24 protein-coding genes are annotated in these 25,366 nt (G+C 66.2%); 11 read left to right on the top strand and 13 right to left on the bottom strand.

Translation table 11 applies throughout. The annotated features are described in order from the left end of the window. Positions 1 to 92: 92 nt before the first annotated feature. The 6 genes from dnaX (at position 93) to C8C96_RS18405 (ending at position 5,651) form a co-directional block, all read left to right on the top strand. The gene (dnaX, locus tag C8C96_RS18430) at positions 93 to 2,141 is read left to right on the top strand and encodes a DNA polymerase III subunit gamma/tau (RefSeq protein ID WP_121943244.1); all 2,049 of its coding nucleotides are present in this window, start codon (positions 93 to 95) and stop codon (positions 2,139 to 2,141) included. A gap of 229 nt (positions 2,142 to 2,370) precedes the next feature. Continuing rightward, positions 2,371 to 2,703, top strand: coding sequence for a YbaB/EbfC family nucleoid-associated protein (locus C8C96_RS18425; RefSeq protein ID WP_055398201.1), 333 nt, complete (start codon positions 2,371 to 2,373; stop codon positions 2,701 to 2,703). Positions 2,704 to 2,946: 243 nt separating this feature from the next. Next, complete coding sequence (recR, locus tag C8C96_RS18420; RefSeq protein ID WP_121943243.1) at positions 2,947 to 3,537, top strand: recombination mediator RecR; 591 nt, start codon at positions 2,947 to 2,949, stop codon at positions 3,535 to 3,537. Positions 3,538 to 3,651: 114 nt separating this feature from the next. Then, positions 3,652 to 4,077, top strand: coding sequence for an MAPEG family protein (locus C8C96_RS18415; RefSeq protein WP_056743563.1), 426 nt, complete (start codon positions 3,652 to 3,654; stop codon positions 4,075 to 4,077). 154 nt (positions 4,078 to 4,231) lie between these two features. Next, entirely contained in the window at positions 4,232 to 5,287 is a 1,056-nt protein-coding gene (locus C8C96_RS18410) for an ABC transporter substrate-binding protein (protein ID WP_121943242.1), read from the top strand. 211 nt (positions 5,288 to 5,498) lie between these two features. Further along, entirely contained in the window at positions 5,499 to 5,651 is a 153-nt protein-coding gene (locus tag C8C96_RS18405; RefSeq protein ID WP_015013605.1) for a DUF3096 domain-containing protein, read from the top strand. Between the two features lie 75 nt (positions 5,652 to 5,726). Here C8C96_RS18405 and C8C96_RS18400 read toward each other — a convergent pair whose 3' ends face one another. Both C8C96_RS18400 and gloB read right to left on the bottom strand, forming a co-directional pair. After that, on the bottom strand, positions 5,727 to 7,256 hold the full coding sequence (locus C8C96_RS18400; RefSeq protein WP_121943241.1) for a transglycosylase SLT domain-containing protein: 1,530 nt from the start codon (positions 7,254 to 7,256) through the stop codon (positions 5,727 to 5,729). Continuing rightward, positions 7,253 to 8,029, bottom strand: coding sequence for a hydroxyacylglutathione hydrolase (gloB, locus tag C8C96_RS18395; RefSeq protein ID WP_121943240.1), 777 nt, complete (start codon positions 8,027 to 8,029; stop codon positions 7,253 to 7,255). The genes C8C96_RS18400 and gloB overlap by 4 nt, the downstream gene beginning before the upstream one ends. Between gloB and C8C96_RS18390 the strand changes: the two genes are divergently transcribed. From C8C96_RS18390 to C8C96_RS18375, 4 genes are all read left to right on the top strand, one after another. Continuing rightward, positions 8,028 to 8,882, top strand: a complete 855-nt coding sequence (locus C8C96_RS18390; RefSeq protein ID WP_233584271.1) for a class I SAM-dependent methyltransferase — start codon at positions 8,028 to 8,030, stop codon at positions 8,880 to 8,882. The two genes, gloB and C8C96_RS18390, sit on opposite strands and share 2 nt — an antisense overlap. 76 nt (positions 8,883 to 8,958) lie before the next feature. Then, positions 8,959 to 9,408 carry a ribonuclease HI gene (rnhA, locus tag C8C96_RS18385; protein WP_121943238.1) on the top strand — a complete coding sequence of 150 codons (450 nt, stop codon included), beginning with the start codon at positions 8,959 to 8,961 and terminating at the stop codon, positions 9,406 to 9,408. Positions 9,409 to 9,601: 193 nt separating this feature from the next. Then, the gene (locus C8C96_RS18380; RefSeq protein WP_121943237.1) at positions 9,602 to 11,020 is read left to right on the top strand and encodes an efflux RND transporter periplasmic adaptor subunit; all 1,419 of its coding nucleotides are present in this window, start codon (positions 9,602 to 9,604) and stop codon (positions 11,018 to 11,020) included. A gap of 40 nt (positions 11,021 to 11,060) precedes the next feature. Continuing rightward, a complete protein-coding gene (locus C8C96_RS18375; RefSeq protein WP_121943236.1) occupies positions 11,061 to 14,216 on the top strand; it encodes an efflux RND transporter permease subunit in 3,156 nt (1,051 codons plus the stop codon). Between the two features lie 144 nt (positions 14,217 to 14,360). On the opposite strand, the gene C8C96_RS18370 is transcribed toward C8C96_RS18375, so the two are convergent. From C8C96_RS18370 to C8C96_RS18345, 6 genes are all read right to left on the bottom strand, one after another. Beyond that, positions 14,361 to 14,687 (bottom strand): thioredoxin family protein, encoded by a 327-nt coding sequence (locus tag C8C96_RS18370; protein ID WP_121943235.1) that lies wholly within the window; start codon positions 14,685 to 14,687, stop codon positions 14,361 to 14,363. A gap of 93 nt (positions 14,688 to 14,780) precedes the next feature. Next, a complete protein-coding gene (locus C8C96_RS18365; protein WP_121943234.1) occupies positions 14,781 to 16,136 on the bottom strand; it encodes a molybdopterin molybdotransferase MoeA in 1,356 nt (451 codons plus the stop codon). 19 nt (positions 16,137 to 16,155) lie between these two features. Beyond that, on the bottom strand, positions 16,156 to 16,701 hold the full coding sequence (locus C8C96_RS18360; protein ID WP_121943233.1) for a GNAT family N-acetyltransferase: 546 nt from the start codon (positions 16,699 to 16,701) through the stop codon (positions 16,156 to 16,158). 17 nt (positions 16,702 to 16,718) lie between these two features. After that, positions 16,719 to 17,357, bottom strand: coding sequence for a molybdenum cofactor guanylyltransferase MobA (mobA, locus tag C8C96_RS18355; protein ID WP_121943232.1), 639 nt, complete (start codon positions 17,355 to 17,357; stop codon positions 16,719 to 16,721). A gap of 241 nt (positions 17,358 to 17,598) precedes the next feature. Beyond that, positions 17,599 to 18,735, bottom strand: a complete 1,137-nt coding sequence (moaA, locus tag C8C96_RS18350; RefSeq protein WP_121943231.1) for a GTP 3',8-cyclase MoaA — start codon at positions 18,733 to 18,735, stop codon at positions 17,599 to 17,601. A 47-nt stretch (positions 18,736 to 18,782) separates the two neighbouring features. Further along, entirely contained in the window at positions 18,783 to 19,202 is a 420-nt protein-coding gene (locus C8C96_RS18345; protein WP_015013617.1) for a BLUF domain-containing protein, read from the bottom strand. Positions 19,203 to 19,392: 190 nt separating this feature from the next. Here C8C96_RS18345 and C8C96_RS18340 point away from each other — a divergent pair, with 190 nt between their 5' ends. Next, positions 19,393 to 20,256: a type IV pili methyl-accepting chemotaxis transducer N-terminal domain-containing protein gene (locus tag C8C96_RS18340; RefSeq protein WP_233584270.1), complete on the top strand. Its 864-nt coding sequence runs from the start codon at positions 19,393 to 19,395 to the stop codon at positions 20,254 to 20,256. 28 nt (positions 20,257 to 20,284) lie between these two features. Here C8C96_RS18340 and C8C96_RS18335 read toward each other — a convergent pair whose 3' ends face one another. From C8C96_RS18335 to C8C96_RS18315, 5 genes are all read right to left on the bottom strand, one after another. After that, on the bottom strand, positions 20,285 to 20,965 hold the full coding sequence (locus tag C8C96_RS18335) for a hypothetical protein (protein WP_121943230.1): 681 nt from the start codon (positions 20,963 to 20,965) through the stop codon (positions 20,285 to 20,287). Beyond that, positions 20,962 to 21,960, bottom strand: a complete 999-nt coding sequence (locus tag C8C96_RS18330) for a hypothetical protein (protein ID WP_121943229.1) — start codon at positions 21,958 to 21,960, stop codon at positions 20,962 to 20,964. Before C8C96_RS18330 ends, C8C96_RS18335 begins: the two co-directional genes overlap by 4 nt. A gap of 374 nt (positions 21,961 to 22,334) precedes the next feature. Continuing rightward, on the bottom strand, positions 22,335 to 23,096 hold the full coding sequence (locus tag C8C96_RS18325) for an SDR family oxidoreductase (RefSeq protein ID WP_015013621.1): 762 nt from the start codon (positions 23,094 to 23,096) through the stop codon (positions 22,335 to 22,337). Positions 23,097 to 23,152: 56 nt separating this feature from the next. Beyond that, on the bottom strand, positions 23,153 to 23,779 hold the full coding sequence (locus tag C8C96_RS18320; protein ID WP_121943228.1) for a DUF2889 domain-containing protein: 627 nt from the start codon (positions 23,777 to 23,779) through the stop codon (positions 23,153 to 23,155). A 90-nt stretch (positions 23,780 to 23,869) separates the two neighbouring features. Next, complete coding sequence (locus C8C96_RS18315; protein ID WP_121944085.1) at positions 23,870 to 25,303, bottom strand: aldehyde dehydrogenase family protein; 1,434 nt, start codon at positions 25,301 to 25,303, stop codon at positions 23,870 to 23,872. Between the last annotated feature and the right edge of the window lie 63 nt (positions 25,304 to 25,366).

The following is a 25,366-nucleotide window of genomic DNA, read 5'->3' as shown; positions in this document are numbered from 1 at the left end:
GTACGTCGGATGGAGGCCCTGATTTTTCAGTGGCTGTTTTGTTTGCCCTGGTGGCGCCAGGGGCGCATGGCCCAGCCCGTAGAATCGACAGCATGTCCTACCTCGTGCTCGCCCGCAAGTACCGTCCCCGCAATTTCACCGAGATGGTGGGGCAGGAACATGTGGTCCAGGCCTTGTCGAATGCGCTGACCCAGCAGCGCCTGCACCACGCCTACCTGTTTACCGGTACGCGCGGCGTGGGCAAGACCACGGTGTCGCGCATCCTGGCCAAGTCGCTCAACTGCCAGGGGGCGGATGGCACTGGCGGCATCACCGCTACGCCCTGCGGCGTGTGCCAGGCCTGCACCGACATCGACAGCGGCCGCTTTGTGGACTACACCGAGCTGGACGCGGCCTCCAACCGGGGCGTGGACGAAGTGCAAAGCCTGCTGGAGCAGGCGGTCTACAAGCCGGTGCAGGGGCGCTTCAAGGTCTTCATGATCGACGAAGTGCACATGCTGACCAACACGGCGTTCAACGCCATGCTCAAGACGCTGGAAGAGCCGCCTGAGTACCTCAAGTTTGTGCTGGCCACGACCGACCCGCAGAAGGTGCCGGTCACGGTGCTGAGCCGCTGCCTGCAGTTCAACCTGCGCCCCATGGCGCCTGAAACCGTCCTCTCGCATCTCACGCAGGTGCTGGCGACCGAGAACGTGCCTGCCGAGCCCCAGGCCTTGCGTCTGCTCTCGCGCGCTGCGCGGGGCTCCATGCGCGACGCACTGTCGCTGACCGACCAGGCCATTGCCTTTGGCAGCGGCCAGCTGCAGGAAGCCGGTGTGCGCCAGATGCTGGGTGCGGTGGACCGCTCCTATGTGTTCCGGCTCATCGAAGCGCTCGCCCAGGGTGACGGGAAAACCGTGGTGGAGACCTCGGACACGCTGCGCATGAACGGGCTGTCTGCCGCCTCCACGCTCGAAGAGATGAGTGCCGTGCTGCAGCGCATGGCCGTGTTCCAGGCCGTGCCCCAGATGGCCGGTGCCGTGGACGCAGACGACCCCGAGGCTGCTGAAACAGCCCGCCTGTCTGCACTGATGCCCGCCGATGAAACGCAGTTGCTCTACAGCCTGTGCCTGCACGGGCGCGGCGAGTTGGGCCTGGCGCCCGACGAGTACGCGGCACTCACCATGGTGCTGCTGCGTCTGCTGGCCTTCAAGCCAGCCAGCGGCGTCGGCGAATCGGCTGAAAAAAAAACTCTGACGCGGGCTGAAACGCCCCCCTCAGGCGCTGTTGCATCAATTGCAGCAGCCCCTGCTGCAGTGGTGGCCACGCCGGGGCCTGTGGGGGGGGCAGCGGTGAAGCCCCCCCAGGCCCTGCCTGTGCCGTCGGCGCCTGCAGCTCCGGTGCGTGCTGCCCCGCCGGCCCCGTCTGCGGCCCCCGCGCCTGCAGTCCCGGCCCCCGTTCCGGCAGTGGCTGCAGGCACCGCATCTTCTGGCGCCGGAGACCATCCATCAGAGTCGTTCAACGATTCTGAGCCACCTCCATGGCCGGGTTCTGACGAGTCCGGTACGGTGACCACTGCGGCTGCGCCCGCTGCCACGGCGTTGCCGGTACGCACCACCGAGAGGTTTGATCAAAATCCCGGTGTAGCGCAATCATTCAAAGCACAGAATGCTCCTGAATATGTAGCAATCCCAGTGCGTGAGTCCCCGGAGCCCGGCGAACGGTTGCAGCCGCTTCCACTGTCTGCCCCGACCCCGGTATCTGCCCGCTACACCCCCACCGAAGAGGGGGACGTCTGGCATGCCACGGTGCAGCAACTGGTGGCAGCAGAGGCCATCACGGCGCTGGTGCGCGAACTGGCCCTGCAGTCACAGCTGGTGGCGCGCGACGGTGGTCACTGGCTGTTGCGCGTCGAGCGCGAGTCGCTCAACCAGCCCACGGCGCGCGAGCGCCTGCGTGCGGCCCTTGAAGCTGCGGGCCATGCGACCCAGATCAGCGTGGAAGTGGGCGTGGTCATCGACAGCCCCGCCCGTCGCAACGCCGCCGCCGCCGCCGAGCGCCAACGCCGCGCGGAAGAAATCGTGCACAACGATCCCTTCGTGCAATCGCTGATGCGTGACTACGGCGCGAGAATCGTGCCGGGCAGTATCAAGCCTGCGTGAGATGAAACACCCCCTGAGTCGCCTTCGGCGCCTTCCCCCTCTCTCGCTTCGCGGGAGGGGAACGCTCCCAGCGCGGCGGGGCGGCCCTTGCGCGGGAGCACTGGTCTGGGCAGCGGCAGTTTCGATGGCCGCTAACGGTGCAAAGCACAATACCGTGAATTTCGGATACTGAATTTCAGTCCCCACGTGGGAATCGATCAACCAGAAAGAAAGCAAAGGAAACCACACCATGTTCAACAAAGGACAACTCGCCGGCCTCATGAAGCAAGCCCAGGCGATGCAGGACAACCTCAAGAAGGCCCAGGACGAACTGGCTTTTATCGAGGTGGAGGGTGAGTCGGGCGCGGGTCTGGTGAAGGTGGTCATGACCTGCAAGCACGACGTCAAGCGCATCACCATCGACCCGAGCCTGCTGGCCGAAGACAAGGACATGCTGGAAGACCTGGTGGCGGCTGCGTTCAATGCGGCGGTGCGCAAGGCGGAGGAGACATCTTCGGAGAAGATGGGCAAGCTGACGCAAGGTATGCCAGGCCTCCCCGGCGGCATGAAATTCCCTTTCTGAGGGTTGGCTACCGAGCGGGCCATCTGCGTCGTTGGGCGGTGCTCGCCATCCTCACGTACTTCAAGTACGTTCCGGTGGCTGTGCTCCGTCCGCCTAGCAGCTGATCCCGCTCGCTACGCCCTTGAGGGCGGGGTGTGAAGGCAAGGACCACATGCCTGTTGTTTTGCTGGCATCCTTTGGGGCTGAGCTTGTCGAAGCCTTGCCCCGCTCGTTCCTCACATCTTTCCTGCATCGCTCGTTTCCATGTCCACCACCAACTCCCTCGACGTTCTGATCCAGGCGCTGCGCCGGTTGCCGGGAGTGGGGGTGAAGTCTGCGCAGCGCATGGCGTTCCATCTGCTGCAGCATGATCGCGAAGGGGCGCAGGCCCTGTCGCGGGCGCTCTCGGAAGCGGTGGGCACGGTGCACCACTGCGCGCGTTGTCATACGTTCACCGAGGCGGAGGTGTGCAGCACCTGTCTGGACCCTGACCGCGATGCCACGCGGCTGTGCGTGGTGGAGACGCCCGCTGACCAGTCTGCGCTGGAGCGCACGGGGGCCTTCAAGGGGTTGTACTTCGTGTTGATGGGGCGGCTCAGCCCGCTCGATGGTGTCGGTCCCAAGGAGATCGGCCTGCACAAGCTCATGGAGCGCGCCACGGATGGCACCGTTCAGGAGGTGATCCTAGCCACCAACTTCAATGCCGAGGGGGAGGCGACTGCGCATGTGATCAGCGAGGCGCTGAAGAGCCGTGGGTTGCATGTCACGCGGCTCGCGCGCGGCGTGCCTGTCGGCAGTGAGCTGGAGTACGTGGACCTGGGAACGATCGCGCATGCGCTGGTGGATCGCCGGTGACGCCAGGGCGCCTGCCAGCCCGTCGTCCCGACAATGTCTGCGGCTAAAATACTCTCAATTTAATAGCTACCAGCGCTTGTATTTGCTGCGCTGTTGCCCTCAAAAGCCTCGAAAATGAATACCACCTTGCACGTCGCGCGGTTCACCGTGGCCTATTGGTGCGTGCTGTTCGCAGCACTGCTGCCCATCGCTTGTGCCTGGTTGGCCAAAAGTGGCAACTTTGGCAAGTCCCGCAAAGAAGGCGGTTTTGACAACCACGATCCGCGCGGCTGGCTCTCGCGGCAGACCGACTGGCGCGGACGTGCCAACGCAGCGCAGGCCAACAGCTTTGAAGCGCTGCCGTTCTTCATCGGCGCGGTCATCATTGCGCACCTGCTGGGCGCTGGGCAGACGTTGCTGGACCTGCTGGCGTTGTTGTATGTCTTCCTGCGCATCTTCTACGTGATGATGTACGTGGCCGACATGCCGATGGCCCGCAGCGCAGTCTGGGCCGGTGGTTTTCTGGTCAATATTGCCATCCTGTTCATCGGGTACCGTTGAGCGCCCCGGGTGCGCGCCATCCGTCTTGCGGTGTGCTGCGGTTGAAGGCTGTCTATCGCGGTACGTAGTAACCCGCAGGGATTCACCCTGATGCGGTTTCGTCTGTGCTGCGGCACGATTGTTGCAATGCAGCATTGTCTTTTTGCCTGATTCCATGTCCCTGCCTCCACTCACCCGCCGCGCCTTTGGCGCTGTATCTGCCTTGTCGGCGGCTGCGGTGTGGGCGCCTGCCATCCGGGTGCGTGCGCAGACCGATGGTGCTGCTCTCGGGCGAGTGACCGTGGCGGTCGGAGGGCAGGGCGTTCTGTACCACCTGCCGCTGGCGCTGGCCGATGCGCTGGGGTACTTCCGCCTCGAAGGCCTGGACGTGGTGGTGCGGGACTATTCGGCGGGAGCGCATGCTTGGCAGGCGGTACAGGACGGTGCGGCAGATGTCTGTTCCGGTGCCTTCGAGCACGTGTTGCGTGCGCAGGCGCGAGGTCATGCGTACCGCGCGCTGGTGCTGCAGGGGCGGGCCCCGCAGCTGGCGCTGGGTGTGTCACTGCGGTCGGTGCCTGCGTACAAGGACCTGGGTGACCTCGCGGGGCGCAAGGTGGGTGTGTCGTCGGTGGGCTCATCCACTCATCTGGCGGCCAGCCTGATGCTGATGCGTGCGGGCGTGCCGTTGCGCGATGTGGGTTTTGTGGGGGTGGGCTCGGGTACCAATGCCATGAACGCGCTGCGTTCCGGCCAGGTGCATGCGCTGTGCCATGCCGATCCCATCATGACCTTGCTGGAGCAGAAGGCAGATACCCGCATCGTGGGCGATCTGCGCTCTCTCAAGGCAGCGCAGGACATGTTCAGTGGCACCATGCCCGCCAGTTGCCTGTATGCCCCGCAGGCCTTCATCCAGAAGCAGCCTGCCCAGGCCCAGGCATTGGTCAATGGCGTTGTGCATGCGCTCAAGTGGCTGCAGACGGCAGCACCGGCAGACCTGGTGAAGGCGGTGCCTCCGGCCTACCTGATGGGCGACCGGGGGCTCTATCTGGCGGCGTTCAGCCGGGTGCGCGAGACCTACTCCACCAACGGACTGATGCCGGACGAAGGTCCGGCTACCGCACTGCGCGTGTTGTCGCGCGTGCTGCCCGAACTGGCCGAGGCCAAGGTCGAACTGGCGCGTACGGCCAGCAACGATCTGGTGCGCAAAGCCCGCCAAAAGTACAGCGTCTGACAAGCCGCTGCGGCGGGAGATCCCAAGAGCCTGCTTACCTCTCCTGCGAGATCGTCAACAGGCTCTGAGGGCCCTGGCATCGACTACAGTGTCAGCCGCCTGCCCACCTGCCACTGCACCGCAATCGCACCGTGCGATACGCATTGCGCAGGCTACACACGCAGCACTTGTGCTGCCCCATTCCCGTGCCATTTTTCAAGGACTATCCACCATGTCGCTGAGCCTCAGCATCGGCCCGCTCGTCTCCCTGATCGCAGGCATCCTCATTCTGGTCATGCCGCGTTTGCTCAGCACCATCGTGGCGCTTTATCTCATCATCATGGGAATCCTGGGGCTGCTGGGCATGCACACGCTCCGGTTCTGATGCATGGGCCCAGCGACCAGCCAAGCAATGCCGGGCTTCGCCGGGCCCAGGTGGCTTTGCTGAGGCGCCTGCGTCTCAGCGGCGCTTGACCTTGGAGGGGGATCCGCCACGCCGCGCAGGCGCTGGAGCCTGGCGTTTGCCCGCGGTGGCGGCCGATGCGCGAGCGCTGCCGCCGCTGCTGCGCGCCTGACTCTGGCGCACCGGCAGGTACACCACAATCTGCTGGCCCACCTTGAATGCAGCATTCGCCCGCACATCGTTCCAGTCCGCCACGTTGGCGGCTGCCAACTTGTAGCGCCGCGCAATGCTGGCCACCGTGTCGCCCTTGCCGGCCCGCACCGTGGTGCGGCGGGTGACGATCTCGGGGGTAAGGCTCAGTTGGCCGTTGTCGGCCAAGTGGGACGACACGTCTTGCCGGGTGGTGGTGGAGCGGGGCACCATCAGCGCCGAGCCTGCTTTGATGAGCATGCGCGGCGGGATGTTGTTCATACTGCGCAGATCCGCCTCGCTCATGCCGGCACGTTGTGCCGCCTCGGCCACCGTCATGGTGGTGGGCACAGACCACACGGTCCAGCTCGCGTACTGGCCTTCACGCTTGGCCTCCAGGTTGCGCTGGAAGACCTTGGCGTTGTCCCAGGGCAGCAGGATTTGCGGCGTCCCGGCGGCGAGGATCACGGGTCGCTTGTACGACGGGTTGAGGGCACGGAAGTCTTCCTCGCGAATACCCGCCAGTGTGGCCACCAGCGACACATCGATGTCGTGCGTGATGTCCACGGTCTGGAAGTAGGGGTGGTTCTCGATCAGTGGCAACTCTGTGCGGAAGGCATCGGGGTTGGCCACGATGTTCTTGACCGCCTGCAGCTTGGGCACATACATGCGGGTCTCCGCAGGCATGTTCAGGTCGGTGTAAGTGGTGCCCAGGCCCAGCTTCTGGTTGCGGGCAATGGCCCGGCTCACGCTGCCTTCACCCCAGTTGTAGGCGGCCAGGGCAAGGTGCCAGTCGCCAAACATGCCGTAGAGTTTTTGCAGGTAGTCGAGTGCCGCCCGGGTGGAGGCGAGCACGTCGCGGCGGTCGTCGCGGAAGGCGTTCTGCTTGAGGTCGAAATAATTGCCCGTAGCGGGCATGAACTGCCACATGCCTGCGGCCTTGGCGCTCGATACCGCTTGGGGGTTGAACGCGCTTTCAATGTAGGGCAGCAGCGCCAGTTCGGTCGGCATCCCCCGGCGTTCCAGCTCTTCAACAATATGGAACAGGTACTTGCTGGAACGCTCCGTCATGCGCTGCATGTAGTCGGGGCGCGTGGCGTACCACTGCTCGCGGTCCTGTACCAGCTCATGCTGCAGGTCGGGCATGGCAAAGCCGCGCCGGATGCGGTCCCACAAGTCGGCGGGGGCCGAGAGCGATGCCACCTCGCCACTCGTGGCTTGCGCGGCAGTGATGGGTTTGAGCGGGCCGTTGGGGATGACAGGGGTGTGGGGCGACGCAGGGCCCTTAGTGCCGGTGGTGTTTCCGCTGGCGGACGCCTGGTCGGGCGTCGAGCCCGTAGTGGCGCAGCCTGTCAGCCACAAAAGGCCGGCCAGGCAGGCAATGTGCAAAATTTTCATCGGAACTCGTTTTTCCATTGACGCAGCGCGGCCAGCACCGCTACGGCGTCGTCAAGGGGCACCTGCGCGTCGTAGCCCTGGGCGGCTTGCGCCACCGGGCCCTGCCGCACGCGCAGAAAGGGGTTGATGTCTCGCTCCAGCGCCATGTGCGAAGGCAGTGTGGGCTGGTTCTGCGCCCGCAGGGCTTCGCATTGGCTGCTGTAGTGGAGCAGGGCTGCGTTGCCAGGTTCCACGGCCCGCGCAAACTTCAGGTTAGACAGTGTGTACTCGTGGGTGCAACACACCCGGGTGTTACCAGGCAGTGCCGCCAGCCGCTCCAGCGAGTCGAGCATTTGCGCAGGTGTGCCTTCAAACAGCCGGCCACAACCGCCTGAGAACAGCGTATCGCCACAAAAAAGCAGGGGCGCTCCGTCCATCTCGCGACAGTAGTAGGCAATGTGGCCCGCCGTGTGCCCTGGCACGTCGATGACCTGGAACTGCAGCCCCAGCGCGTTGACGGTATCGCCTTGCGCCAGCCGCTCCAGCGGCTCGGGCATGCGCTCCCGCGCTGGGCCATACACCTGTGCTCCGGTGGCTTGGCGCAGGGCATCGACTCCGCCGACATGATCGGCATGGTGGTGCGTGACTAGAATGGCTTGCAATGACAGGCCCCAGCGGTGCAAGGCCTGCTCCACCGGCGCGGCTTCTCCCGGGTCCACCACGATGGCCTGGCGGCCGTCGTGCAGCATCCAGATGTAGTTGTCGGTAAAGGCGGGCAGCGGTAGCAAGTTCATGAGCGATCAAATTATAGGTTTGCACCACTGGTTCGACTCCCCCCCTGGCCGCTACCTGCTCGCATGGGAGCAGGCACGCTTTGACGAGGCGGTGGCCGATATTTTTGGCTATCACAGTCTCCAGCTCGGCATGCCGCTGCTGGACGGGCTGCGCGCCAACCGCATGCCCCATCAGTGGCTGGCCATGGGGCAGGAGGCCGTGGAGGGCTCCATCGCCTTTGTGGAGACCGGTGATGACGATGGGCCGCTGCAGCGCCGCGCGGTGGACCTGCTCACCGAGCCTGTGGCCTTGCCCTTCCCCGCAGCGAGCCTGGACCTGCTGGTGTTGCCCCACACGCTGGAGTTGAGCATCGACCCCCATGCCGCGCTGCGCGAGGTGGAGCGGGTGCTGGTCCCTGAAGGGCGTGTGGTCATCAGCGGCCTGAACCCCACCAGCCTGTGGGGCCTGCGGCAGAGGCGCGCGCGGCTGTACCAGCGCCTGGGGCGAGGCACGCTGTACCTGCCCGACGTGGGCGAGTTCATCGGCTATCGCCGCCTGCGCGATTGGCTGCGGCTTTTGAACTTCGAGGTCGAATCTGCCCGGTTTGGCTGTTATCGTCCAGCGGTACGCAGCGCGCAGTGGCTGGAGCGTTTTGGCTGGATGGACCCTCTGGGTGAAAAGTGGTGGCCCATTCTGGGTGCCGCGTATTTTCTGGTCGCCGTCAAACGGGTGCATGGCATGCGTTTGCTGGAGCCCGCCTGGCGCACCCAGCGTCAGCGTGCTGCGGGCACCGTGCCCGTCGCCAACCGGGTGACCCAACGCGTGGACAATCCTTCGCGGGCTGCGCCTGCTGCGGCTCGACACAAGCCTTGAGCATAGCCTTCTGCGGTTGCCACGGGCTTCCATGCCCGGTCGTAGCAACCAATCACCACATTGTCAGGAACAGAGTTTGAACCAGGTAGAGATTTACACCGATGGTGCCTGCAAGGGCAACCCAGGCCCCGGCGGGTGGGGCGTGTTGCTGCGCTCTGGCGCGATCGAAAAAGAGCTGTTTGGCGGCGAACTGGGTACCACCAACAACCGCATGGAGCTGATGGCGGTGATTGAGGCGCTGTCGGCCCTCAAGCGCCCCTGTGCCGTGACGCTGTACCTGGACAGCGAGTACGTGCGCAAGGGCATTACCGAGTGGATCCATGGCTGGAAGGCCAAGGGCTGGCGCACGGCCTCCAAGCAGCCGGTCAAGAACGTGGAGCTGTGGCAGCGGCTGGATGCGCTGGTCAGCACCGGCGGACACCGGATCGAATGGCGCTGGGTAAAAGGGCATTCGGGCGACCCGGGCAATGAGCGGGCCGACGCGCTGGCCAACCGGGGCGTGGACCAGGCCCTGGGCCGCAGGTAGATCCATCGCCAGCTGCTCACCGCATGCAAGCCTCTTCGGAGGCTTTTTTTGTGCCCGCGTCCGATGCGGCCAGTACGGCCATCACACACCAGCGGCGAATGCTCCGGGGATATTGCTGCGGGTGGCTGCGGCTGCACACACCCACTGTTACATTGTGTGACTGCGCATCCCACCTCACTGGATTGATTGACCCATGGCGTCCAAGAGCAAGTACAAGTACCTCGTTTTCGCCGTCATCGGCATCGCTGCCGCATCGGGCGCTGCCTGGTGGCTGCAGAAACCCGTGCAGCCGCAGCAGCGCGCCGAGGCCGGGGCGGGCGGTGCAGGCGCTGGCGCATCGGCTGGTGGCACGACGCCCGTTGGTGCTGGCCGCCCCGTGGCCGTAGAAACGGTGACCGTGCGGCAGATGGCGCTGCGCGACGATGCCGAAGCCGTGGGAAGCCTGCGGTCGCGCCAGAGCGTGATGCTGCGGCCCGAGGTGGGCGGGCGTATCACCCAGCTCAACTTCCGTGACGGCCAGCGTGTGCGGCGCGGGCAAGTGCTGGTGCAGCTGGATGACCAGTTGCCGCGTGCGCAGATCCAGCAAAGCCAGGCCGAGTTGTCGATTGCGCGGGCCAACCACAAGCGCAATCAGGAGCTGGTGGCCCAGGGCTTCATCAGCCAGCGTTCGGTGGACGAGAGTGCGGCCAACCTCGAAGTGGCCCAGGCCAAGCTGGCTTTGGCCCAGGCCACGGCCCAGCGCCTGAAGATCCTGGCCCCGTTCGATGGCATCGCAGGCATTCGGGGCGTGAACGTGGGCGACTACCTCAAGGACGGGGCCGATATCGTCAACATCGAAGACCTTGATGCGGTGTATGTCGATTTCCGCCTGCCCGAGCGGTTGCAGGGCAAGGTGCGCCCGGGGCAGACCGCGCAGGTCACCTTTGATGCACTGCCGGGCGCGCGTTACGCCGCCGTGGTGCAGGCCATCAGCCCACAGATCGATGCGGATGGGCGGGCCATCGCGGTGCGTGGCTGCATCGACAACCGCCGCCTGCAGCTGCGCCCCGGCATGTTCGCGCGGGTGACGACCGTGTTTTCCGAACGCAGCGACGCGCTTGTGGTGCCCGAGGAAGCCATCGTGCCCGACGGCACCAGCCCCTATGTGCTCAAGGTGGTGGAAGGCAAGGAGCCCAGCAGCAAGGTGACGCGCCGCACGCCGGTCAAACTGGGCGTCCGTTCACCTGGGTGGGTGGAGGTGGTGGACGGCTTGAGCGCCGGAGACCTGGTGGTCACGGCGGGCCAGCAGCGCATCCGCAAGGATGGCACCGAGGTGCGCGTGGTGGAGCTGGGCAAGCAGGGCAACGGTGGTGCGGCGGCCGCAGCAACGCGGCCGGCTTCGGCCGCTTCAGGTGCTGCGACTGGGGCGGGCCAAAAGGCATCGCCGGTGGCTGATGCGCCTGCGCCGAGCACCTCTGCGGCATCGGCATCTCCATCTCCTGCTGCCGCCCCCTCGGGAGGCCGCGTGATGGCGGCTCGCAGCGAAACCGATCCGCTGCCCGGCCCCAACCCTTGCCAGCTGGCCGGAACCTCCAGCCGGTCCACGCCCACTGGCAGCCGCCCTCCCGTCTGACGGACTGCCTGTCCTTACCCTCTGATGCCTCTGGACTGCCATGCAACTCGCTGAAATCTCCATCCGCCGGCCGGTGTTTGCCACCGTGCTGTCACTGCTGGTGCTGTTGATTGGCGCGGTGAGCTTCACACGCCTGTCGGTGCGCGAATACCCCAAGATCGACGAACCCGTGGTCACCGTCAGCGTGCGGTATGCGGGCGCGTCGGCCGAGGTCATCGAATCGCAGGTCACCAAGCCGCTGGAAGACTCCATCGCCGGTATCGACGCCGTGGACGTGATCACCTCCATCAGCCGGGCGGAACAAAGCCAGATCAGCGTACGCTTTCGGCTGGAGAAGGATGCCGACAACGCGGCGGCCGAAGTGCGCGACCGCACGGCCCGCGTGCGCAACCGCCTGCCGCTCGCGGTGGATGAGCCCGTGATTGCCAAGGTGGAGGCCGATGCATCGCCCGTGCTGTGGCTCGCCTTCAGCAGCGATACACGCAGCCCGCTGGAGATCAATGACCTGATCAACCGCATCGTCAAGCCCCGGTTGCAGACGGTGACCGGTGTGGCGGATGTGCCGATTTATGGCGAGCGCAAATACGCCATGCGCGTGTGGCTGGACCCCGAGCGCATGGCCGGCTATCGCTTGACCACGCAGGACGTGGAAGACGCCATCCGCCGCAACAACCTGGAACTGCCGGCAGGCCGCATTGAATCGCAGCAGCGCGAGTTCAGCGTGACGTCCCAGACCGACCTGAAAACCCCGGCGCAGTTTTCCGACATCGTGATCCGCACGGTCAACGGGTTTTCGGTGCGCGTGCGTGATGTGGCCCGGGTTGAAGAAGGCCCCGCCAGCGACCGCAGCCGCGTGCGGCTCAATGGCCGCGATGCGATCTCGGTGGGTGTGATCCGCCAGGCCACGGCCAACCCGCTGGAGCTGTCCAAAGGCGTGCGCGCCATGATCCCCTTGCTCAAGGCCGACCTGCCGCCAGACATCGGCATCGACATTGCCAACGACAACTCGCTGTTCATCGACCGCTCCATCAAGAGCGTGTACTCCACCATCATCGAGGCCGTGGTGCTGGTGGCCCTGGTGATTTTTGTGTTCTTGCGTACGTTCCGTGCGTCCATCATCCCCATCATCACCATCCCGGTCAGCCTGGTGGGCAGTTTTGCGCTGATGTCGCTGGCCGGCTTTTCGATCAACACGCTCACGCTGCTGGCGCTGGTGCTGGCCATTGGCCTGGTGGTGGACGACGCCATCGTGATGCTGGAGAACATCTACCGCCACATCGAAGAGGGGCTCGACCCGTTTTCTGCCGCCATCAAGGGCGCACGCGAAATCGGCTTTGCCATCGTGGCCATGACGCTCACGCTGGTGGCGGTGTATGCGCCACTCGCATTCACACCCGGCCGCACGGGGCGCTTGTTCGTGGAGTTTGCGCTGGCGCTGGCCGGGGCCGTGGTGGTGTCGGGCTTTGTGGCGTTGACGCTCTCGCCCATGATGTGCTCGCTGCTGCTCAAGCACAACCCGAATCCCAATTGGTTTGACCGCTCCATGGAGCGTTGGCTCACCGCACTCTCGGATGCCTATGGCCGCCTGCTGCGCTGGATCGTCACGGCCCGCTGGGGTGGTGCGGGCGCCGGGCGCAGTGGCGTGCGGGGTGCGCTGTTCCAGGCCCGCTGGATCGTGCTGGGCGTCATGGCGCTGAGCGGCGCGGCGCTGGTGCTGGTGTTCCCCAGCATGCGGCAGGAGCTGTCGCCGCTGGAAGACCGGGGCACCATTTTGGCCAGCGTGACTGCGCCCGACGGCGCCACGCTGGACTACACCAACCGCTATGCGCTGGAGCTGGAAAAGATCGGCAACACCTACCCCGAATTCGACCGCGTGTTTGCCAACATCGGCAACCCCACGGTGGCGCAAGGCAGCGTGATCTACCGCACCGTCGACTGGGAAAAGCGCGACCGCACCACGCTGGCCCTGGCCAAGGAGCTGCAGCCCAAGGTGGCGGGCCTGCCCGGCGTGAATGCCTTCCTGATCACGCCGCCATCGCTGGGCCAGGGCTTTCGCTCGCGGCCACTCACCTACGTGATCCAGACCTCGGACAGCTACGAAAACCTGAGCAAGGTGGTGGCTGCCTTCATGGCCGAGATTGCGCAGAACCCTGGCATCGTGTCCCCCGACGTGGACCTGCGCCTGAACAAGCCCGAGCTGCGCATCGAGGTCAACCGTGAACGCGCCGCCGACCTGGGTGTGAGCGTGGAAGTGGTGGCCAAGGCCATCGAGACCATGCTGGGCGGCCGCACCGTCACCCGCTACAAGCGCGATGCCGAGCAGTACGACGTGATCGTGCAGACCGAGGCGCGGGGCCGCACCACGCCCGAGAACATCGACACCATCTATGTGCGCGGCCGCAACGACGCGATGATTCCGCTGACCAGTCTGGTCAAAGTGCGGGAGAGCGTGAGCCCTCGCGAGCTGAACCACTTTGGCCAGCGCCGCTCGGCCACCATCACGGCCAACCTGTCGTCCGACTACTCGCTGGGCCAGGCCATCACCTTCATGAACGAGACGGCGGCCAAGGTGCTCAAGCCCGGCTACACCACTGACCTGAACGACACTTCGCGCGAGTTCAAGAACTCGCAGGGTGCCCTGGGCGTGGTGTTTGTGCTGGCGCTGGTGTTTATCTTCCTGGTGCTGGCGGCGCAGTTCGAAAGCTTCATCGACCCGCTCGTCATCATGGTGTCGGTGCCGCTGTCGATGATCGGCGCGCTGCTGGCGCTCAAGTGGAGCGGCGGCTCGCTCAACGTGTATTCGCAGATCGGGCTGATCACGCTCGTGGGGCTGATCACCAAACACGGCATCCTGATCGTGGAGTTCACCAACCAGCTGCGCGAAGAGGGCATGGAGATGGTGGACGCGCTGGTCAAGGCCTCGGCCCAGCGACTGCGCCCCATCCTGATGACCACGGGGGCCATGGTGCTGGGCGCTATTCCCCTGGCTTTGGCCACGGGCGCTGGCGCCGAAACGCGCACCCAGATCGGCTGGGTGATTGTGGGTGGCATGTCGTTGGGCACGCTGCTCACCATTTTTGTGGTGCCCACCATGTACACGCTGTTTGCCCGCAAGGCGGTGCCAGGGGCCAACACAGCCGTGGCCGTGGATCAGCCGGCCCACCCGCTGCACCCGCACGACTATGTGGCCAAGTAGCCTTCAGTGGGAGAGCAAAGCGAGCTGCCAAAACAGCAAAAGCAAAGCAAGACAAGAAAGGGCCCGGCAGGGCCCTTTCTGCTTTCTGATGTGCAGTGCCAGCGTGAGGACGGTCTGGGTCCAGCGGGTTGCAGTGCGGGTGGCTTAGGCCAGCACCGCCTGCACAGCGTCCTGCAATTCCTGGCCGCCTTGCGGGCGCACCAGGCGTGCCACCTCCTTGCCGTCCTTCATAAAGACCAGTGTCGGCCACAGCTTCACGCCGAACGTGCGGCCCAGGCGCTGGCCAGGGCCGTCTTCCACCTTGACGTGGGCAATGTCCGCGCGGTCCTTCAGGGCGGCTTCGATCAATGGCTGGGCGCGCTGGCAGTGGCCGCACCAGGGGGTACCGAACTCGACCACTGTGGCGCCGGGCAGGCGGTCCACATCGTCTCGGGATGGGGGTTGTGCAAGGTGTTGGGCGGCGTAGGGCATGGCGCGATACGTTGTCTGGGATTGTTGTGGAAGGCAGTTTTCAGGTTAATCCGGCGGCGGATGACATGCACCAGCTCGCGGCGCATTGCCGTGTCAGATCACGCCCTCAAACACCATCACATCCACGGCGTCGCCTACCGCCACATTGCCCTGCCCGTGGTGCAGCACGATGAGCCCGTTGGCCTGCACCATGGAGCTGAGCACGCCCGAGCCCTGGTTGCCGGTGGTGCGCACCTGCAGCGTGCCGTCGGCCGCGGTGGTGACCAGGCCACGCTGGTATTCGGTGCGGCCGGGCTTCTTGCGCATGGGCTCGGTGCTGATGGCGCGCAGCAGCGGGGGCGCCGCGCGGGTGCTGCCCATCATGCGCAGCAGGGCGGGGCGCACAAAGGCGAGAAAGGTCACCATCACCGCCACGGGGTTGCCGGGCAGCCCAAACAGCACAGCGCCACCGGTGGGTTCGTTGATATCATTTTGATAGCTTTCGGCGCATGATGCACTAGCGCTTGAGGCCGAAATGGCTTGATTTTCTGCGTTGCCGATGCGCCCCACGGCCATGGGGCGGCCCGGGCGCATGGCGATGCGCCAGAAGGCCACGTCGCCCAGCTTTTTCATCATGGTGCGGGTGTGGTCGGCCTCGCCCACACTCACGCCTCCGCTGGTGATGATGGCGTCGGCCTGCTGGGCCGCCTGGCGAAAGGCAGCTTCGAGCAGTGCAGGCTCGTCACGCACCACGCCCAGGTCAATCACCTCCACCCCCATGCGCGTGAGCAGGCCGAACACGGTGTAGCGGTTGCTGTCATACACGGCGCCTTCGCGGGGAGCCTCGCCCAGGCTCAGGATCTCATCGCCGGTGGAGAAGTACGCCACCCGCAGTCGGCGGACCACCGTGACGGTGGGCAGGCCCAGGCTGGCCACCAGGCCCAGGGCGGCGGGCGTCAGCAGTTCGCCACGGGCCAGGGCCACGCGGCCTTCCATGATGTCTTCGCCCTTGAAGCGGCGGTTGTCTCCGGCGCGCAGCACATCGGCTGCGATGGTGATCTGGCCGTCGGCAGCGGTGGTGGTGAACTCCTGCGGCACCACGGTGTCCAGCCCGGCGGGCATGATGGCGCCGGTCATGATCTTCACGCATTCGCCCGCAGCCACCGTGCCTGCCCAGGCCTTGCCCGCCAGGGCGGTGCCCACCACGCGCAGGGTGAGCGGCTGCCCAGCCACCAGTTGCGCGCCCGCAAAAGCGTAGCCGTCCATGGCCGAGTTGTCGTGGGGCGGCACGCTGACGGGCGAGATCACATCCTGCGCCAGCACGCGGCCCAGCGCGCTGAAAAGCGGCAGCACTTCGGTGGCGGCAACGGGCTCAACCAGCCGGTCCAGAAACTGGTTCACATCGGCGGCGCTCAGGGCCTGCGGGTCGTAGCCTTGCAGCTCGGCGGCAATCTGGGCAATGGTTTTCATGGGTGGGATTCGCTTGAAGTCAGTGGGAGAGCAGCCGCACCATGTGCAGCTTGTCGTAGCCCACGCCATCCACCACGATGGCGTTGGGCAGCAGGCCCCAGGGGCGGAACCCGGCCTGCTCGTACAGGCGCACCACGTGCTGGTTGGACGCGGTGACGGTGAGCACCAGTTGGGTCAGCCCCGGCACCTGGCTGGCGGCCTGCACGCAGGCCTCCACCAGCATTCGGCCAACGCCCCGGCGCTGCGCAGCAGGCGACACCATCATGCCGACCACCACCGCACAGTGGCGCTGTTTGGTGCGTTGCTCGCGCTCGCAGCCCAGGCAGCCAAGCAGTTGGCCCGCCGTGTCGAAGGCGCCCAGGAAAAACTGGCCGGACTCCAGCGCGCCGAAACGCGCCACGTACTCGCTGGCATCGCGGCCCACGGAAGATTCGTAGTCCGAGGTGAAGGCATCCGGCGCTGTGCGCAGTGCCTCGTCCCGCAAAGCCTTGTAGGCCAATGCGTCTGCGGCGACCAGGGGGCGGATCTGCACCGCGCCAGCGTCCACCGGGGGGCGACTGTTCATTGGGGTTGGCGCGCGGGTCAGGCCTGGGGCGCGCTGCTGTTTTCCAGCGCGTGCAGCTCGGCCAGCGTGTTGGCGTTGAAAAAGGCCTGGGGGTCGTCGCCCGGCCGGTCGAACGGCACGATGGCGCAGCGTTGCTGGCCGGTCCACGCGTCGATCTTGCGGCCACCGGCCTGGGTGAAGGCGACCAGGCTTTCCAGCAGGTCCACGCGCAGCAGGCAGAACACCGGCTGCGGGCGCACGGTGATCTGGCCCTTGCCGTCGTCTTCCGGGGCTGCGGCCATGGCAATGTCGGCGCCCTCGGCGTCTGCCGCTGCCGCCAGGCGCTGGGCGAGGTCCAGCGGAAACAGCGGCGTGTCGCAGGGCACCGTGAGCAGCCAGGGGGTTTCGCAGCGCTCCAGCCCGGTCAGAAAGCCTGCCAGGGGCCCGGCGTAGTCGCTCAGCACGTCCGGCCACACCGGCGTGCCAAAGGCCTCGTAGGCCGCCAGATTGCGGTTGGCATTGACCATGGTGGCGCCGGTCTGCATCTGTAGCCGCATCAGCGTGTGCAAGGCCAGTGGCAGGCCGCGAAAGTTCTGCAGGCCTTTGTCCACCCCGCCCATGCGGGAGCCGCGGCCCCCTGCGAGGACCAGGCCGGTGATGTCTTGCTGATTGATCAATTGAATTCCTGTGGGCAATGGGTAGTTTGCTAGATAGCCGGCGCTGTCCATAAGCACAACGCTTTTTCTACAGAGCTGCTAGTGTGCTGTCCCGTAAATAGCTGCACGAAATGAAATCGATGGCATCGCGCCCAGGGCAAGGCGCAAACCGCAGTGATAGCCGTAGCTATCGCGAGGATTTGCAACGCAGCCCTGGGGGTGAGGACGCGATTTCATGTGCAGTTATTTGCGGGACAGCACACTAGCCCCCGATGTAGCTCATCTCAACGCGGCGCGCACCCTGGCCGGTGTCAGCGGGCAGGCTGCTGCGCAACTCGGAGTAGCGGTCGTTGCGCTGCTGCCAGATGGGGGCGATGGCCGCGGCAATCTCTGCATCGCTCGCGCCCCCGCGCAGCAGGCTGCGCAGGTCGTAGCCCTGGCTGGCAAACAGGCACAGGTAGAGCTTGCCTTCGGTGGACAGGCGTGCGCGGTTGCAGTCGTGGCAGAAGGCCTGGGTCACGCTGCTGATCACGCCGACCTCGCCCAGTGCGGGGTCGTGCCGGCCCTGGGCATCGGCATAGCCCCAGCGCTCGGCGGTTTCGCCGGGGCTGCTCGGGTCCAGCGGTACCAGCGGCAGTTCGGCGCGCAGGCGTTCGATGAGTTCGGCCGATGGCAGCACCTCGTCCATGCGCCAGCCGTTGGTGGCGCCCACGTCCATGTATTCGATGAAGCGCAGCGTGGTGCCGGTGCCGCGAAAGTGCCGCGCCATGGGCAAGATCTCGTGGTCGTTGGTGCCGCGCTTGACCACCATGTTGACCTTGATGTGCGACAGGCCTGCCGCGTGTGCGGCCTCGATGCCGGCCAGCACATCGGCCACCGGAAAGTCCACATCGTTCATGCGGCGAAAGATGGTGTCGTCCAGGCCGTCCAGGCTCACCGTCACGCGGTTCAGGCCCGCGTCCTTCAGGGCCTGGGCCTTGCGCGCGAGCAGCGAGCCATTGGTGGTGAGCGTGAGGTCGGGCGCCACGCCGTCCACGGTGCGCAACTGGGCCAGTTGCGCCACCAGGTCTTCGAGGTTCTTGCGCAGCAGGGGTTCGCCGCCCGTCAGGCGGATCTTGCGCACGCCATGCGCCAGAAAAAGCCGCGCCAGCCGCGTGATTTCCTCAAAGCTCAGGAGCGCCCCGTGCGGCAGGTAGGGGTAGTCCTTGTCGAACACTTCCTTGGGCATGCAGTAGTTGCAGCGGAAGTTGCAGCGGTCCGTCACGCTGATGCGCAGGTCGCGCAGCGGGCGGCCCCGGGCATCGGTGAGCAGCCCTGTGGGTTTGACCAGCTGCGCTGGCACTTTGGCCGCCAGCGAGGCCAGCCGCTCATCGACCAGCGGGATCACGCGTTCAGACATGGGTGGGCTCGTTCAGCAGGGCGGGAGGGCGCATGGCCCGCATTTTCTCACTCCAGCCAGCGCACGTTCTGCAGGATCTCGTCGAAGAAGCTGCGCAGCATCAAGGTGCTCATGCTGAAAGGGTCGAAATCCGGGGTGCTGGAGTATTTGAGGAACAGCTGCCGGTTGGCGTCCACCGAGCCCAGAAGCCCCATCGACCAGCTGGTGAAGCGGCGGTGCGGGATCTCGCCAAAGTCCAGCACGGCCGTGTCCTTGTGGCGCGTGTCCTTGAGCAGGCGGTGGTACAGCGCGTTGACGGCAGCGCGGTCGCCTTCGAGCTGCTGCAGGAAGATGCCGTTGTTCAGGCACAGCGCGCCGGTGATGCCCGCGCGGGCATTGTTGCGCTGCGAGGCGCTCAAGATGTCCTTGATGTCCGCAGGGCCGAGCACGCGGGAGGTGCGGCTGGCATAGGTCAGTTGTATCAACATGTTCGTCTCCTGAGCGGCGCAGTGTGTCAGGTTTGGCGGGGAGGTGTGGGCCCTGCTGCGAATGACCTTGAAGGCGGATTTGTTGCTGCAGCGCAAACGATTGCGGCGGATGGCGGGGCGCTTTGATCTGGCGCAGGGCATGGAAATGCTGCGTCGCAACAATGCAGGCATCCGATTTCAAAGGGTTCCCATGCCAGTTCGCGACGTATTGAACAGGTTCTCTGCCGACGCCATGCCCTGCCAGCGCCGTGTGGCGGTTCAGTGGGTGGCGGCAGGCATCCTGCTGCCCACCTGGGCGAGTGGGGCCGGTGGGGCCCAGTCACAGATGGGGTTGTCCGGCGCCATCAACTATGCGGGCTGGTTCCGTGCGTTGTCGCAACGCATGGCCAAGGCCTATTGCCAGCAGTACCTGCAGGTGCTGCCCGGCGCGGCGGTGGACGTGATGGGGCTGGCCCGCAAGATGGCGCAGTCGGGCAGCAACGAGCTGGCCCGGGGCATGCAGACCGGGCGCTGGCCCGCCGATGTGGGGCGCCAGCTGGAAGAGGTGCAAAAGCAGTTTGCGCTGCTCAACCAGCTGACTGCAGCGCCGGCCACCCAGACCGCCCTGGTCGTGGCGGCCTCCGAGCAGGCTGACCGCACGCTGCTGGTGGCCCAGGCTGTGACCGAGTCCATCGAGAAGATGGCGCAGGCGCCCAGCGCTCGCCTGGTCAACCTGGCGGGCCGCCAGCGTATGCTGTCGCAGCGCCTGGCCAAAAACTATTTCTTGAGTGCGGCCAAGGTGGAGTCGAAGGTGGTGCACGCGCAGCTGGCGGCCGATGCGGCCGACTTCCGGCAGGCGCTGCAGACGCTCAAGGCGGCCCCCGTGTCCACGCCCGCCATCCGCAGCGAGCTGGAGCTGGCCGACTCGCAATGGCTGTTCTTCGACGCGGCCCTGCGCCGTCCGGCCGACGACGCCGGGCTCAACGCGGTGGCAACGACCAGCGAGCGCCTGTTGGGTGTGATGGACAAGCTCACCGGCCTGTACGAGGCCGCCCTGCGCGAGGTGCTGGGCTGATCGGCTCCGCGCGGCTCGGCCCATCGGGTCACTGGCCGTTGCAGGCAGCGGGCTGCGTGAAGTCCGCCAAGCGGCAATCGCGCCCCACCAGTACCAGCCGCGTGTCCAGCGCGTCAAAAAATCCTGGCTGTGGGGGCAGTTGCAGGCGCTGCACACGCTTGTTTGCATCGATTCGCACGGCGGCCAGCTCATAGTCGCGCGCCAGGGCCATCCACAGTCCGTGCGCGCCGGCGGACTGTCGCGCCCCGGTCATGAGGCAACGGCCCGAGTCCAGCCACCAGCGGTAGATGGCCGTGGCAATGCCCATGCGACGGTAGCCGTGCGCCACCTTGGTGTGGGGCGCGCGCAGGTGGCGGTCGGTGCGCCGGTCCACCTCCACCAGCCGGTTGAACACGGTGTAAGCCACTATGCGGTTGCGCAGCGGGTCGATGGCATACACAAAATATTCGCCGTCGGCCTCGCGCAGGCGAAACACCAGCCCGCGCAGATGCAGGGGCAGCGGCCGCATGGCGTCGCGCGTGCGGTGATTGGTGCGAATGCGGTCGTACAGTGCATCGAACTCGCGCTGGATGTCACGGCCCGACAGGTCCACGTCGATGCGCAGCTCGGTCAGCCACTGGGCCCAGCGGTCCCGCAGGCCTGGGCTGGACTGCGCTTTGGTGGCGGTGGCATGGCCTGGAAGCTGCAGGCAGAAGGTGCTCGCCGTCATGGCGTGCTCCCCGGGCCGCCAGCCCAGCAGCCGCTCAGCAGGCGCGCGGGTTGTTCGCGGGCGCTGACCTGGGCGCTGTGGGGCCAGTCGGGCAAGGGCACATCCAGGCCCGCATACACGCCATAGGCTTCTCCCGCGGCAATCGTGTCGCCCGCCCACAGGCTTTCGCCCGCGCGTATGGCTCCACCGGCGTGGATATGCCCGCCGGCCCGCACCCCCCAGCCCACCTGCAGGTGGCCCTTGCAGTCCACGTCGCCCATCACCCACAGGCCCCGGGCGGCCTGCAGGGCGGCGTCGGCGTGCAGGTGGCCGCCGACCTTGATGCCGCCCTCGCAGCCCAGGTCGCCTGCCACGCGCAGATCCTGGGCCACCCGGCAGTGGCCGCCGATCTGGGCGGCGGCGCCGCAGTCCAGCTCTCCGCCCACGCGCAGGCTGCCCGTGCATTGCAGCCGCTGCGCCACGGTCAGCGACCAGCCCACGCGGGCGTCGCCCTGCAGCCGTGCGCTGCCCTCGCAGCGCACCGCGCCCGCCACACGCAGGTCTTCGCCCACGCGCAGTGCACCGCCCACCCGCAGGCCGCCCAGCACGCTCAGGCTGCGGCCCGTGCGCAGCACACCTTCTACGTCGGCATGGCCCCGGCAGCGCACGCTGCCGGCAAACACCAGCGCGTCGGCCTCCAGGTGGTCTACCTCCAGCACATCGTTGGTGGGGCCGAACTGGTCCAGCATCCAGCACGCGTCTTCCACGCGGCCTTCGCGCACCAGGTCGTCCAGCAGCGCCTGGTAGTTGCTGGCGCCCTCCTGGCGGCGCAGGTACCAGCGGTAGCCGTCGGCGCAGGGCTGCTTGGCACGGATGAACTGGCGGGTGATGTCTGCGGCGGCTGCGTGGGCCGCGGCCTGATCGACAGGACCCTCGCGCGCGAGCGCAGGGGCAGCAAGTGGGTGCGCGGGCGCGCACGGGGCGAGCGAAATCTCGCCCGAAGGAAACGGGGGCATGGACACTCCTGACGTCCGCGCCCCGGCCGTGGCCAAGGCGCGAACTGGCGCTGGGCGTGGGGCCCGGCGACAGGAGGTGCGCGAAAAGAATGCGGAGGGGAGGGGGTGTCGCCGGGCTCAGGAATCTGCAGCAAGGGTGCAGAGAGCGCGGTCACCGGCCTGAAGCGTGGCCTGCGAGCGCACGCCACGGCGCAGCGGCGCGGTCGCGCTGGCAACGGTGACGAATGGCTGGCTCGCAAACATCGGCGGCACTATAGGCAGCTGGGCCGCCACGGTCAAATCAATCCGCACTGTCCTAGTGCGGATTGGGGCGCTCAAAAAAGGGGCGTAGTGGCTGCTTCAGGGCGTGCCAGGACGCCTGTTGGCGTGCTTGCTTAAACGCAGCGCCCGCCATCCACTTCGATACACACGCCGCTGATGAACGATGCCTCTTCGCTCGCCAGGTACAGCGCCGCATTGGCCACATCCAGCGCGGTGGAGAAGCGGCCCAGCGGAATGGTGGCCAGGAACTTGGCGCGGCGCGCATCGTCCACCGGGCCGCCTGCAAACTCGGCTGCCAGGCCCGTGTCGGGGTTGAACACGGGGTTGATGCAGTTCACGCGGATGTTGTCCGGGCCCAGCTCGGCGGCCATGGACTTGCTGGTGATGATCACGGCGCCCTTTGAGCCGTTGTACCAGGTGAGGCCCGGGCGGGGGCGCAGCCCGGCGGTGGAGGCGATGTTGATGATGCTGCCGCCGCCCGCTTGGCGCAGTGCGGGCACGGCGTGGATGGCCGAGAGGTAGATGCTCTTCATGTTGATGGCATAGACCTTGTCGAACTCTTCCTCGCTCACTTCGAGCATGGGGCGGTTGCGGTGCGTCCAGCCCGCGTTGTTCACCACCACGTCCAGGCGGCCGTACAGGCGCACGGCTTCGTCGACCATGGCCTTCACTTCGGCAGACTTCGTCACGTCGGCCTTGAAGAATGCGGCCGTGCCGCCCGCGGCCGTGATCTCGGCCACCACGCGCTGGCCGCCCGCTTCGTTGATGTCGTTGACGATGACCTTGCCGCCCTCGGCCGCCAGGCGCTTGGCAATGCCTTCGCCAATGCCGTTGCCGGCGCCGGTGACGATGATGGATTTGTTCTGCACACGCATGGGTGTCTCCGATGGGTTGGGGTGATATATCAAAATTGATAGCTACCAGCGCATATTCAACTAGCGCTAGCGCCCGATGGGGCTGAAATTTCAGTGGCCGAACCCGTATCGGCCGTAGAGGGAGCCGGGGCGGGTGCCTTGGGCTGCCGGCCATAGAACTGGGGGAAAAACTCTTTCACGCCTTGGCCGTTGAAGTCCCATCCCGTGCACTGGCCCAGGTGGCGCGGCGGCTCGTCCGGGTTGGCAGACGAAAACACCGCAGGAACCGACTGGAACGCTGCCGTGGCCAGGTTGAACAGCAGCTCGCGCAGGTGCGTGCAGCTTTCCACGCCGCCCAGATGCTTCTGGATGGCCTGGCGCCAGCCGCGCGCCATGCTGCAGCCCACCATGCGCTGCAGCGCTGCCTGGGCCTCGGTGCAGCCTTTGAGCGGATGCGAATCCATGGACACATCCACCGCCTGCACCACCAGCTGGCGGTTCACGGTCACGCGCAGCCACATGTGGTGGATGGCTTCGCCCGCCAGGCGCGTGCGCGTCGGGTCGCGGTGCGAGGGGGCGTCGTAGGCCTTGCTGTCATGCAGCTCGCCTTCGATGTCCCACAGGCCATCGTCGCGTTCAAAGCCCTGGTAGTTCACCCGGCGGACATGCTTCAGGGTGCGGGGGGCGGGGGGGCTCAGGGGCATGGGGAAGAAAAATCGTCGTACAGAAGCAGCTGAGGTTAGCGGGGCCTGCCAGCACCGTCGCGCGCCAGCGGGACACCCTGCAATGCCTCTTCAACCGTACTTGATGGCGACGGTCTTCAAGGTGGTGAAGCCGTACAGCGCCTCAAAGCCCTTTTCGCGCCCATAGCCGCTGGATTTGACGCCGCCAAACGGCAGCTCCACACCGCCGGCCGCGCCGTAGTTGTTGATGAACACCTGGCCGCTGTGCACACGCTTGGCCATGCGGAACTGGCGCGCGCCGTCGCGTGTCCAGATACCGGCCACCAGGCCGAACTGCGTCGCGTTGGCCAGCTCCACCGCATGGTCCTCGTCCTGAAAGGCCATGGCCGACAGCACGGGGCCGAAGACTTCTTCCTGCGCCAGGCGGTGGCCCACGGGCACATCGCGCAGCAGGGTGGGGGCCTGGTAGTAGCCGGTCTCGGGCGCGTCGTCCACCACCACGCCCTGGGCCACCATGGGGATGCCGGCCACTTGCGCGTCCGATAAAAAGTCCCACACGCGCTGCTGCTGCGTCTGGCGGATCAGCGGGCCCACATCCAGGTCCATGGCCGCGGGGCCGACGCGCAGCTTTTCAAACGCCTTGCCAAGGCGCTCCAGCAGCGGCTCATAAATCAGCGAGTCGATCAGCACGCGCGAGCCGGCCGAGCAGGTCTGCCCCGCGTTCTGCACGATGGCGTTGATGACCACGGGGATGGCGGCGTCCAGGTCCGCATCGGCAAAGATGATTTGCGGGCTCTTGCCGCCCAGCTCCAGCGTCACGGGGCAGTGGCGCTCGGCCGCCACCTGCTGGATCAGCGTGCCGATCTTGGGGCTGCCGGTGAAGCTGATGTGGTCGATGCCGGGGTGGCGCGCCAGCGCGTCGCCCACTTCATGGCCGTAGCCGGTGACGATGTTGAGCGCCCCCGAGGGGAAACCCACCTCGGCCGCGAGTTGCGCCACGCGGATCAGCGACAGGCAGGCGTCTTCGGCCGGCTTGACCACACACACATTGCCCGCCGCCAGGGCGCCGCCCACGCTGCGGCCAAAGATCTGCATGGGGTAGTTCCAGGGGATCACATGGCCCGTGACGCCGTGGGGCTCGCGCCAGGTCAGCACGCTGTAGCCGTCGGGGTAGGGGATGGTCTCGCCGTGGAACTTGTCGCACGCACCGGCGTAGAACTCGAAGTAGCGGGCCAGTGCAATGGCGTCGGCGCGTGCTTGTTTGGTGGGCTTGCCGCAGTCGCGTTGCTCCAGCGCCGTCAGCTCGTCCGCATGCTCCAGGATCTTGGCCGAGAGCTTTTGGAGCAGGCGGCCGCGCTCCACCGGGGCCAGCTTCTGCCACACCGCGTGGTAGCACTGGCGGGCCGCATGCACCGCCGCGTCGATGTCGTCGGCGTTGCTGCGCTGGATCTCGTCGAAGGGCTGGCCGTCGGACGGGTCGATCACGGGGATCGTGCGGCCCGAGGACGAGGGCACCGAGGCGTTGGCGATGTAGTTCAGTTGCATGGCCGTCATTTTGCCCGGAAATGGAATGTGTGCTTAGTATTTGTGTGAAAACACGCTGATGTG

This window comes from Acidovorax sp. 100, assembly GCF_003688355.1.
GTDB classification, from domain to species: domain Bacteria; phylum Pseudomonadota; class Gammaproteobacteria; order Burkholderiales; family Burkholderiaceae_C; genus Acidovorax; species Acidovorax delafieldii.
Note: the sequence above shows the minus strand (reverse complement) of the source record. Positions and strands in the feature narration are given on the sequence as shown.